The following is a 12112-nucleotide window of genomic DNA, read 5'->3' on the forward strand; positions in this document are numbered from 1 at the left end:
TTTGGGATGAAACGCACTAGTATTTAAAACGTATAATTTACTATACTTAACTTACTTCTAAGTCTAAATAAAAAAGAAAGAGTTGATATAAGTGGTAAATGGTGGGGTGGAGCCGTTCGTCATCGGCAGTAAGAGTTTTACAGCAGTGGCTATCAATACGGCAGCCAAGGCTGGGCAATGGATCAAGAGCAAAATGGGCGAGATCAGCCGTATTGATACGAAATTTTCTCCGCAGGACCTGGTGACCGAAGTGGATAAAGGGTCGGAAAAGCTGATTCGCAACTTGATCATGACGCATTTCCCGGATCATTCCATTCTCGGTGAAGAAGGCGTAGAGCCTGGTCCTGAAGCATCAGCCAAAGCGCTTCAAGCCATGAGCGAGGAAGAATACTTATGGATCGTGGATCCCATTGATGGAACTACGAACTTTGTTCACGGGTTCCCGTTCTTCTCTGTTTCGATTGCACTCGCGCATAAGGGTGAGATCATTGTCGGCGTGGTTTATGACCCGTCTCGTGACGAACTGTTCGTTGCCGAGAAGGGCAAAGGTGCTTATATGCACGGCAAAAAAACAGTGGTCTCACTGGATGGACAGCTCTCAAGCAGTCTGATTGCTACAGGTCTTCCAGCCGATCGCAATGGAGCATTGCCGATTAACCTGATAGGTATTCAGGCGCTATCTCCCAAAGTCCGCAACCTCCGGATCGCAGGCTCAGCTGCGCTTCACTTGGCTTATGTGGCCTCAGGACGCCTTAGCGGCTTCTGGGAAATTGGTTTGAACGCGTGGGATGTTGCAGCGGGCGCTTTGCTGATCCAAGAGTCAGGCGGTAAGGTGACCGACACGGAAGGCAGACCTTATAATTTGGCGGTTCGCAACATACTGGCCACCAACGGTCAGATCCATGATGAACTGCGGCAAGAGTTGGTTAAAGCGGAAGCTACCGGATTCTAGCTGTCGTATAAGGTAGATGAAACCTGAGACATAAGTCTGAGGTTTTTTCTTCAGTTTTTTAGCTGGGGCGGGGGCACTCACTGGGGGAACTACAGGGTGCTATTTCGTCGATAATAGCCCTTTGAGCCATAGAAAGGGAACTAGGATCCGCTATTCCGTCATTTCGAATAGAAATTAGGCTTTATGACCGAAATAGCCCCTGTAGTTCCCGCTTAGCACACGAACATCCACTAATCACGCAAATAGAGGAATGGAGTTCCCCTATGCATAGTGGAAGAACTCTCTTGTCAGATACTAATCTTACATTCTAATCTTACTATCTGGTACAAACCGTCGTTATACACTATAATATAAGGTATATTTATTATTTAAACGTTTCAACTAACGATCAGGAAATGGATGGAGAACTCATATGACGACGAATACACAATCGCAATCGGTTACCGGACCTGACATTATTACCTTTGGCGAAACGATGGCGCTGCTGATGCCTACAAACGGAAAAGGACTGGAATACTCGTCTGAGCTGCACAGCTTGTTTGGCGGTGCGGAAAGCAACGTGGCTATCGGAATATCCCGCCTTGGAGGAAAGGTAGGCTGGTTTGGACGTTTAGGCAAAGACCCGATGGGCCGTTTGATTTACAAAAAAATCCGTGGAGAAGGTGTCGATGTTTCCCGTGCTGAATTGACGGCAGAAGCCCCGACAGGACTTATGATGCGCGAAATGATCATGGGCAAAACCTCCGTCTACTACTATCGCAAAAACTCAGCAGCAAGCCAGATGAGCGTGAAACATTTGGACGAAGGCTACATTGCTGGGGCAAAAATCCTTCATATCACCGGCATTACACCGGCGCTCAGCGAGTCTTGCAAAGAGGCTGCGTTCGAAGCGGTTCGTTTGGCCCGTAAGCACGGGGTCAAAGTTAGTTTCGATCCTAATCTGCGCTTGAAACTTTGGGGCATAGACGAAGCGCGCCCTGTACTTCTTGAGCTCGCCAAGCTGTCGGATATTTTCCTGCCTGGCCTTGATGAGCTGAAGCTGCTCTACCAGACGGATGACTGGGATGTCATTGTGGGCAAGCTGCGTGAATTGTCCGCTGTTTCCATCGTCAAGGGCGGAGAGAACGAAACCTACGTTGTAACACAAGATTCGATCACAGCGGTTCCTTATTTTAAGGCGGAGCATGTGGTGGATACGGTTGGTGCGGGCGATGGTTTTTGTGCGGGATTTTTGGTAGGCTTGTCCAAAGAGTACGACTATGCGGAAGCGGTGCGTATCGGTAATTTAGTGGGCTCCTTGATTGTTCAAACCGAAGGTGATTGGGAAGGCGCTCCAACTTGGGAGCAAGTAGACGCAATTCTTAACGATGTTAAACATATAGAACGCTAAATACACGCTTGCAAAAGAAGGGGAAGATTCCATTGAAAAAATTGAAACTTGTTCAGCAAATATCAAGTGAAGGCGTCGTTGCCGTACTGCGTGGCGAAACGCCGGAAGAAGTTGTTGAAATGGCAGATCAAGCCATTGCAGGCGGCATTAAAGTCATCGAGGTCACGATGACGGTGCCATTCGCGCTGCGCGCTATCGAGGAGCTGGCGAAACGCTACTCGAGCCAGACGCAGGACGCTTCCAAGTACGCGATTATCGGGGTGGGCACAGCCCTAGACCCGGAGACAGCGCGTGCAGCGATCCTGAGCGGGGCCGAGTTCGTTGTCGGCCCGTCGCTTAACCCGAACACGGTTGCACTCTGCAATCGTTATCGCGTGCCCGTCATGCCGGGCTGCATGACGATTCAAGAGATTCAGACGGCGCTGGAACTTGGGGTCGATATCGTGAAGCTCTTCCCCGGCAATCTCTACTCGCCGGCGATGATTAAGGCCATTAAAGGTCCGCTGCCGCAGGCGAACATTATGCCAACCGGCGGGGTCTCGCTGAGCAACCTCGGTGAATGGATTGAGGCCGGCGCCGTTGCTGTCGGCATCGGTTCGGATTTGACCAGCGAAGCGGTCAAAACAGGCAATTACAGCCTAGTTGCCAAGCGGGCTGCACAATATATTGAGGCCTATCGAGCGGCCAAGAAGTAGAACGATGGAACATAACGGGGCGAAGCTGCTTTTGCAGGTAGATGACATTCAGGCATCGATTGCCTTTTATACGAAACAACTGGACTGGGAGCTGCTCGAAAGAGCCGCTTCCTGTCTAGTTGCCTTGCTGCGAATCACGACTGACTATGACGCCGTGTTGATACAGCAAAAAGAACCGTCTGCTCAGTTAGTGACGGAGGAACAGACGGAGCTAGTAGCAAGCTGGCTGCAGATCAAACATGCCACGCCAAAAAAGGGAGATCTCATCTACGTTGGCGTAACTTCGGTGAATGCTGTGGAGCTTAACCTGCAAGCCAAAGGCTGTAAGGAGCTGCGAAAAGAAGAGAATCCAGGCCATATTCGTAAGCTATTTGTGCCTGACATCGATGGACATACGTTTGTGTACTGGCAGGAGCTACCGGCTACCCCTGCTGAGATTGTAGAGATGTATGAGGCGGGTGCTGACGAATTAGAAAGCGCAATAACGGGATTAACGGGGGAGCAGCTTAGTCTGGCGCAAACTCCCGGCAAATGGTCCATTCGTGAGCAAGTCCTGCATCTGATCGACTTAGAGCTGGTTACACAGCACAAAGTGAAATTCGCTTTGGCGGAGTCAGGGCGCACCTTTCAAGGCAACAGCTTTTCACAGGACGATTGGAGTAAAGGGCTGGATTATCGGAATCGGCCGATTCATGCAGAAGTGCAGCTGTTCCGGGCTATGAGACAGCATCTACTTGGATTGTGCGAGCATTTGCCGAATGCGCTTGAGAGAACGATCATCACGAAAGACCGCGAAGAGACCGTGGCGCAATTGCTGAAAATGATGGCAGGCCATGCAAAGCATCATATCCGAGCTGTGAACCAAATTCGTGAGCTGCATGGTTGCTGAGAACTAACGAGTCAGAATCTAGGAACTAAGGTGAAAAAAGAATGCCAGAAAACCCCAGGTCAAAGACCTAGGGTTTTTATTGATTTTTGGAGAGTAAATTGATAAAATAAAGATTGATTCAAATATTTTGAATTATAAACATTTTTATCCTAATTTAATTATAGCACCAAAACAAGCCCCATGTCAAATCGTAATAAAATGGTAAGAAAAGAGGCGTTGGAATGAGTCTAACAGATCAAGCTAAGGCAGCAGAAATGCAAAGAGTGCAGGAAGTAACAGAGCAGATAGCCGTCAAAATCACAGAGCTGGAAGAGCAAGTTGGCCTAGTTCAATCTGATGTTGTTGAGATTCGTAAACATTATTGGGACGAAGTCACGATGGATATGAGTACGGCAGAAGATGCGGTAGAATCCATCGCGAGCATGAGACAGCAATCAGAAGTGCTTTCTGAGCGGGAACGAACGCATCGACAGGCGACCAAAACGATAGGCAAGCTGAGAAGACTCGTCCAATCGCCTTATTTTGGCCGGATCGATTTCATTGAACGCGGTGAGCGGGAAGAAGAGGCTGTTTATCTGGGGATTGCGTCTTTCTTGGATGAGGAAGCCGGTCAGTATCTTATTTACGATTGGCGGGCTCCAATCTCCAGCCTGTATTACGATTTTGCACCTGGAGAAGTGGCATTTGCTACACCGAACGGCACAGTTGAGGGCCAAATGGTTCTGAAACGTCAATTCGTCATTCGTGACCGTCATATTCATCTTATGTTCGATACGGGTGTTACAATCGGTGATGAACTGCTGAAGCAAGTGCTCAGCCGGAGCTCGGATGCGCAAATGAAGACGATCGTAGCGACCATTCAAAAAGAGCAAAACCGCATCATCCGCAATGACAGCGCGCATATGCTGATCGTGCAAGGGGCTGCAGGCAGCGGTAAAACATCAGCCGCATTGCAAAGAGTCGCTTACCTCCTATATAAGCACCGGGATAAGCTGAGTTCGGATCAGATGGTATTGTTTTCACCAAATCCGCTTTTTAATCATTATGTTTCCACGGTGCTGCCAGAGCTAGGTGAAGAAAATATGCAACAAACGACCTATCAGGCCTATTTGGAGCATCGTTTGGGCGAGTTGTTTGAAGTGGAGGACTCTTTTACACAATTGGAATATGTACTGACGAGGGGCAACCTTGAGGATGTGACTGAGAGAACGCCAATGATGGAAGAAGCCTATGAAGCTCGTTTGAGCGGAATTTATTATAAATCTTCGACTGCTTTTCTTGCTGTCATAGAGGCTTATAAGAAGCAGCTTGAGCAAATGGGGATGTTATTTAACCCTATTAAGTTTCGCGACAAAGAGGTACTTAGCGCGGCTCGTTTGGTGGAGCGTTTTTATAGCTATGATACGGCTATTCGGCTCCCTAACCGCTTAGAGCTGATGAAAGTATGGATATTGGAGCAGCTAGAACTCTTTGCAGAGCTTGAAATCGAGGAAGCTTGGGTCGATGAGGAGATTGAACTGCTGAGCAGTGATGAGTACCATCGTACGTATATAAGGCTGCATAAAATGGAAGGAGGACTTGATTCCACTTTCGACGATTATGAGCAAGAAAGGCATTTGCTTGCTCGAACCGTCATGAAAGAGCATGTAAAACCTGTGCGAAGCGCAGTGAAGCAGCTTAAATTCGTTGATATGATTGGCCTTTACGGGCAATTGTTTGAAAAGAGAGAGGGGACAGCCGCGGATGAAAGGGAGCTGATAGCGGAGAAACCGCGCTATTGGTCCGAAATCTGCGGGCGGACGCTGGAGGAGCTGGCGCAAGCCAAGCTGCCGTACGAGGACGCTACGCCCTTCCTGTACTTGCTGGAAGCTGTCTGCGGCTTCCAGACGAACGGTGCTGTGCGCCACGTCATTATCGACGAGGCGCAGGACTATTCTCCGTTTCAGCTGGCTTATCTGAAACGGCTCTTCCCGCGCTGCCGCATGACAGCGCTCGGCGATCTGAGCCAGGCGATCTATTCGCACGCTTCCGCGTACAGCGAAATCGATCCGATCGCCGCTCTGTACGGGCCGGAACAAACGGAAGTCATCCGTTTGTTCCGCAGCTACCGCTCCACGCGCGAGATCGTGGAGTTCACCCGCGGCATCGTGCCAGGCGGCGATGCCATAGAGCCCTTCACCCGCGCCGGCAGCAAGCCGCGGGTGATCCAGACCAGCGATCGCGGGTCGCTGCAGAGCCTGTTGGCAGCCGAAGTAGCGCGGCTGCTGGATGAAGGCTATGCCTCGCTCGCGATCATTACCAAGACCGCGAGCGAGGCCGAGATCGCGCATCAAGCTCTTACTCCCCTGCTGCAGGTACCGCTGGGGCGTGTCACCAAACACAGCCCGACCTTCGAGTCGGGCGTGCTGGTCATCCCTTCGTATCTGGCGAAGGGGGTCGAATTCGATGCCGTACTCATTTATGATGGTTCTCATCATCAGTACGGCCATGAGAATGAGCGCAAGCTGTTTTACACGGCTTGCACCCGGGCTATGCACGAGTTGTGTATCTTCGCGCAAGGGGACCCGTGTCATTTCATCACGAGTCAGCCGCAGGATACTTATGTGCTTACGGACAGCTCCAAGGAAGTTATCAGTTAGGGGGGAGGGTCCTATGGGCACTATCCCCAAGAGTCAGGAGAATTATCGTGGGTAACAGCTGTGATCGATCGTTGTCCAGAAACGGTATTTTCAGAAGCTTCTGAGTGAAAGGGATAGTGTCAATAGTATGCCCCGAGCTGGATGTTGTGCGATCGGGATAGTGTCTATAGTGAGTGTCAAACCGTATTCTGAGTGAAAGGGATAGTGTCGATAGCTGCGTTTCAAATTGTGTATTGAGCTGGTGGGTTAGCACTAGATAGGTAGGGCCTCGGTAAGCTCTTACCTGAGTCAAAGGGATAGTGCCAATAGCCACCGCGAACTCAAAGAACCCGGTACCGCACATCCTAAGATGCGCGGCAAACCGGGTTGCTTTGAGTTGGTCCCTCTTTTGGACGTTAGAGGGGGCTTTCGGTTACTTGTTAAGTCCCGCGTCGTACTCACTGGCGAATTCGGCCAGAGACTTCACCTTACCATGTGGATGTCTAGCTTGTTTGCGGCTTTTCCATGCAGCTTCTTCGCGGCGTTTCGATTGGCTCATAGCAAAAAACCTCCTATGGTATGCGGATGGGTGTTGCACTTATAACGTGTGAATTACGCGGTTCTTTTATACAAAGAGCCTCCGTGGTTTTCTCGCCCAGCTACCTCGCATAAAAAAGCTCCACAAGACCTTGAAGGTCCTGTGGAGCTTTCATTTATCTATTCCGTAGCAACGGATTGGTCAGCTTGCATGTTGACCGGGGAGATACGGATGAAGTTAGCTTCAAGATTGCTTAGCAAACCGTCAATTTTGACTGCTGCATCCGTTTGACCCGAGTTAGCAAGCTCTGTGCGGTAAGCTGTGAGCAATTCAGTAAGATCTTTGATACTTTGTACGCCGATTGTCTCAATTTTAACTTTTGCGCCTTTAGCAATACGACGTTCGATAGCTGCTTGGTCTAGACCCATTTCTGGTACAAGACGTTGGTAGATAACTCCACCTGTCATCCCTGCACAAATCCATGGACCTGGATCTCCCATAACAACGGCACGGCCGTTTGTCATGTATTCGAACGCAAAGCCTTTGAGGTTCGCACGAGCAGCAAGTCCGCCGAGCTCATCTCGCAACGGCGTCGTGATTTCGCCGCCGAATACAACATCTGCACCGGAGAAACGGATACAAGCACGTGTATCTGCGCTGCCTTGAATCAAGAACAAGCCTTTTTGTGCGCCGTAACCGAACGATTTACCAACGCTACCGTTGATGAACGTGTTGTTTTTGCCAAGTGACTTCACGATGGCCACTTTACCACCGAACGCCATTTTACCAAGACCATCCTCAGCACCACCTTGAACGGTAATGTCAACGCCGCGGGCATTGAATGCACCTAAGCCGTTACCTGGAACAGATCCGTCAACGAGGTTCAGAGCGATAGCTGGCAGTTCATCGTAGCTGCCGTCGAAACGGTCTCTTACGCGATGGCTGGAGTAGCGAGTTCCGAGAATACGGGACTCCGCATCCACTTTGGACCAGTTGCGAACGATTGGAGCGTCAAACGCCAAGGATTCAGGGAAGAATTCCAGGCCTTCTGCACCAGCCGCGATACGGATATCAGAGGATACTGCTGCTTCTTCCATAGCTCTTTCAGCATCAGAAACGAACTGAAGTGGAGCAGGACGAAGAATGTCAGACAGATCAATGCGATCCAAGTGGCTGATTTGCTCAAGCAGGTCAGAACGTCCTACAAGGTCTTGCAAGCTTGTGAATCCAAGGGAAGCAACAACTTCACGTACTTCTTCGCCAATACCGCCGAACAGACGAACCAAGCTGTCAACAGCTACGTCAAATTGACGAGGTACGAAACGGCGAAGACCTTTTTCTTCGGCTTCTTCCAAGGAATCGATTTGAGTTGCGATACCAACGTGGCAAGTGTCTAAGTGACAGCCGCGGCATGTTGTACAACCGATCGATTGCATGGCGATACTGCCAAAACCTGCACGGTTTGCACCGAGCATAACCATTTTAACAACGTCAGCGCCTGATTTCAGACCGCCATCAGACCACAGCTCAACGCGGTGACGAAGACCTGCTTCAATCAAAGCCACGTGGGCAAGCTTAGTCCCAATTTCAGTAGGAAGACCAACGTGTGTCAAGGAGTGAATACGAGCCGCGCCTGTACCGCCGTCAAAACCGGAAAGCGTAATAACGTCAGCGCCTGCTTTGGCAACACCCACGGCAATGGTACCGATACCTGGTACGACTGGGATTTTTACGATAATTTTCGCTTTGCGACCGCTAGCTTCTTTCAACTCGGAAATGATTTGAGCCAAATCTTCGATCGAATAAATATCATGGTTATTCGAAGGGGAGATCAGGTCAGAGCCGATTGTTGCGTTACGAGCTGCAGCGATTTTTGCTGTAACTTTGGAGCCAGGTAAGTGACCGCCTTCACCCGGTTTAGCACCTTGACCGATTTTGATCTCAAGGAATGCAACCGCGTTAGCTAGTTCAACGTTAACTCCGAAACGTCCGGATGCCACTTGTGCACCGCGCGTTTTTTTGTAGCGACCAAGCATATCTTTAATTTCTCCGCCCTCGCCGTTCATGGTTACCATGTTCAGGCGTTCGCCGGCTTCAGCGTAGGCACGGAAAGCTGTTTCGTTCTGTGAACCGAAGGACATGGAGGAAATCAGCATCGGCAAGGAATGACCGCCAATGGAGATATCAACCTTCGATGGATCAAGGGCTTTACGACCTTCTCCAAGTGCTTTCTCAACGTTAAATCCAGCAATGTGACGAATGGAGATTGGGTTCTTCTTCTCTTCTTCACGCAGTTTGTCGCGGTAGTCGCCGTAAGAAGCAGCTCCTGAAGCAGCATCGCCGAGCGCTTTCCACATACGTTGGAAGAAACGGAAGTTTTTCGCTGCTTTTGCTTTCGGATTAGTGATATCGTTGTAACGAGCTTCAGCTTCAGCTTCGAGCTGCGCAAAGCCAGTTCCAGCTTTTTCACTACCCAGGTAGTTCACGATATCAAGCACCTCAGCCACTTCCGGATGGAAGCCGATGGAGGAGAAGAAACGTGTATAACCGCGAAGCTCATGCGTGCCGATCGTGGAGATGACTTTCTCCAGGCCTTTCGTAAGAGCTGCATACACTTTACGTGCTGCTGCCGCGTTGCCTTCTTTATCAGAAGCAGTGGAGAACAACAGGTAAGGTGAAATAACGTCGGCGCCAAGACCACAAGCTACTGCGATATCATGCAGGTTGCGAATGGCTGCGGAACGAAGCACCAATGTAACGTGACGGCGCAGGTTGTCGCCGAAAGTAAGCTTTTCTGCACGAAGCGCGATATCGATTTTGGATACAACTAAGTGAGGCTCAAGCCATAAACGATCGTTTTGGTGAGCTTCTGCATCATCAAGAATGATAAGTGCAGCGCCAGCGCGAGCAGCAGCAATAGCGTCAGCAGCCAAAGCGTCCAAACCAGCGCCCAGAGAAGTTCCTCTTGCAAAAGTCGTGGAAAGTACGGCTACAACATTGTCACCTTGTGCACGGAACAAAGCAACTAATTGCTCAAACGAAGGCTGGGACAAGTGCTCTTCGCTGTCTACACCATTCGTGCCTTCAAGCACAAGTGGAGCTAGAAGCTCAAGGCGCAGATTGTCATCAACCTGAGAGTAAACCGGCGTTCGCGAACCTGCGATAACACGAGTCGAGAAATGCTCCATTTCACGGTCACGGTCAATCGCTGGGTTGGTAACAACCGCAACGCTCTCTTTAATGAAGTCAGGCACGTTCTGGCGTTCCCAAGCAATAGCTGCGTGAGGGGAATCGTGACCCAGGGAACGAATAGGCTCGGCGCCTGTTTCGGACATCGTTTCGATATAAGAAATACCGTCGCGATCCCAACCGAACGCACTGTACAATTGATCCGTTGCTACCATGTTCTCATTGAGCTCGGCTTGTTTGTCTGTTTTCAAAGGATTTAGATATTTGCGAAGACCGCTAATATTCAGACGTTGGCTTGCGCGTTCATATACAAGAGTCTGTACTTCATGGTAAGGAATGACTTGAACATGTTCACCCGCAGTCAGCACAACACCGACTTTCTCGCCAGGTGCGATAGGCTTCGGATCAGCAACCATGTCGCCAACCGTGATAACGCCTTGCTCCGAGGAGAAGTATAGGGAAGTTTCGCTCTCAACCATCCAAACAGGACGTAGACCAAGCGCATCCACGCTGAAAATACATTCGTTGCCGTAACGGGAAACGATACCTGCAGGACCTTGGGCGAAGTGACCCCAAACTTGACGGTAGTAAACATACAGATCTTGAAGTTCCGGACGGAATTGTTTCATTTCATTAATAATAGGAGGGAAAACCATTTCCATGGCTTCGAAAAGCGATAGTCCAAAACGGTGAATGAACGTTTCAATCGTTCTGTTCATGTCTTGGGAGTCAGATCCGCCGCTAACCAGCGGAACGCCAACCATATCTGCTTCGAGACGAAGTTTCTTAACCGTGTTAATTTCGCCATTGTGCCCGAGTAGGGAGAATGGTTGAACGCGGAAGAAGCTGGATAGTGTGTTTGTGGAATAACGGTTGTGACCGATTGTGACTTGGGAAGCGAAAAGTGGATCACGTGTGTCGTTAAAATATTTCGGAAGAATGCTTGCTGCGCCCAACACTTTGTAAGCGGAAGTAACATTGCTTAATGTTGCAACGTGCACATTGTAACGGTCTTCAATTGCAATATGAAGCTCAAAAAGGTGATCAGCTACTTGGCCATCTGTTTTGTTGCTGATTGCAGCGATTTGCCAGAACGTAGGCTCATCGTTTAATCCGTTAGGACCAAGAACGTTGCTGTCTACTTGGTTTTCTTGCTCGAGAATGATGGACACATCGTGGGAAGCAAATAGCTCACGGATGCCATTCTGAATCTCGGTAACGGTCAGGTCAAGTTTGCGTGGAACAAAGATGTGGCCAACAGAAAAACGGTTATCATAAGCAAGTTTGCCGTCTAGACCCGCATCTGCTAATTTCTTTTCCCAAAGAGCGCGTGGAATGTCAGTTAAAATACCGCAACCGTCGCCTTCGCCGTTAATAAATCCTGAGCGATGTTCCATTTTTACAAGGGCGTCAATCGTTTTTTGGATGTTTTCACGGGTAGGATGACCGTTCTTTTCAATAATACAAATAATACCGCAGCTATCGTGTTCGGTTCCTAGTAGATCTTGAAAACGGCCTTCATTACGCATAATTTCATTCATTGCTCAGGTCAGTCGCCTGACCGTCACCTCCCCTATATATTTAACTCCTCTTTCACTGCATTTCTTGCATTTTGGCATTAATGAGCCCGCAACTCGTAGCATTTCCAATGGATGACCAGAAAGTGATCAAAAACGAAATATGCGAGATTCTGAATAAAAATGCAATTTAACTGAATAGCATGCCAATTCCGAGGAAATAGCTCCCTTGAAATCAGTCAAGAATCGACCCGTCTTAAAGTAAGGCATCGTATACAAAAAACGAACGTGAATTTGTAAATCATGCCCTAACTTTCTAGGAAA

At 49.3% G+C, this 12112-nt stretch carries 7 protein-coding genes; 5 read left to right on the forward strand and 2 right to left on the reverse strand.

Annotated elements, in window-relative coordinates; all coding sequences use genetic code 11:
• The first annotated feature begins 91 nt into the window (after positions 1-91).
• The 5 genes from AC58UW_RS18020 to helD all read left to right on the forward strand — a co-directional run bounded on the left by AC58UW_RS18020 (position 92) and on the right by helD (position 6565).
• Positions 92-952, forward strand: a complete 861-nt coding sequence (locus AC58UW_RS18020; protein WP_497421992.1) for an inositol monophosphatase family protein — start codon at positions 92-94, stop codon at positions 950-952.
• Between the two features lie 412 nt (positions 953-1364).
• Positions 1365-2342 carry a sugar kinase gene (locus AC58UW_RS18025; RefSeq protein ID WP_497421993.1) on the forward strand — a complete coding sequence of 326 codons (978 nt, stop codon included), beginning with the start codon at positions 1365-1367 and terminating at the stop codon, positions 2340-2342.
• 32 nt (positions 2343-2374) lie between these two features.
• Positions 2375-3037 (forward strand): bifunctional 2-keto-4-hydroxyglutarate aldolase/2-keto-3-deoxy-6-phosphogluconate aldolase, encoded by a 663-nt coding sequence (locus AC58UW_RS18030; RefSeq protein WP_145668938.1) that lies wholly within the window; start codon positions 2375-2377, stop codon positions 3035-3037.
• Between the two features lie 4 nt (positions 3038-3041).
• A complete protein-coding gene (locus AC58UW_RS18035; RefSeq protein ID WP_497421994.1) occupies positions 3042-3926 on the forward strand; it encodes a DinB family protein in 885 nt (294 codons plus the stop codon).
• 221 nt (positions 3927-4147) lie between these two features.
• Positions 4148-6565, forward strand: a complete 2418-nt coding sequence (gene helD, locus AC58UW_RS18040) for an RNA polymerase recycling motor HelD (protein WP_497421995.1) — start codon at positions 4148-4150, stop codon at positions 6563-6565.
• A gap of 412 nt (positions 6566-6977) precedes the next feature.
• Here helD and AC58UW_RS18045 read toward each other — a convergent pair whose 3' ends face one another.
• Both AC58UW_RS18045 and AC58UW_RS18050 read right to left on the reverse strand, forming a co-directional pair.
• Positions 6978-7103: a DUF6254 family protein gene (locus AC58UW_RS18045; RefSeq protein ID WP_497421996.1), complete on the reverse strand. Its 126-nt coding sequence runs from the start codon at positions 7101-7103 to the stop codon at positions 6978-6980.
• A gap of 158 nt (positions 7104-7261) precedes the next feature.
• Complete coding sequence (locus tag AC58UW_RS18050) at positions 7262-11812, reverse strand: glutamate synthase-related protein (protein WP_497421997.1); 4551 nt, start codon at positions 11810-11812, stop codon at positions 7262-7264.
• Positions 11813-12112 lie beyond the last annotated feature (300 nt).

Source organism: Paenibacillus sp. J22R160, assembly GCF_059692135.1.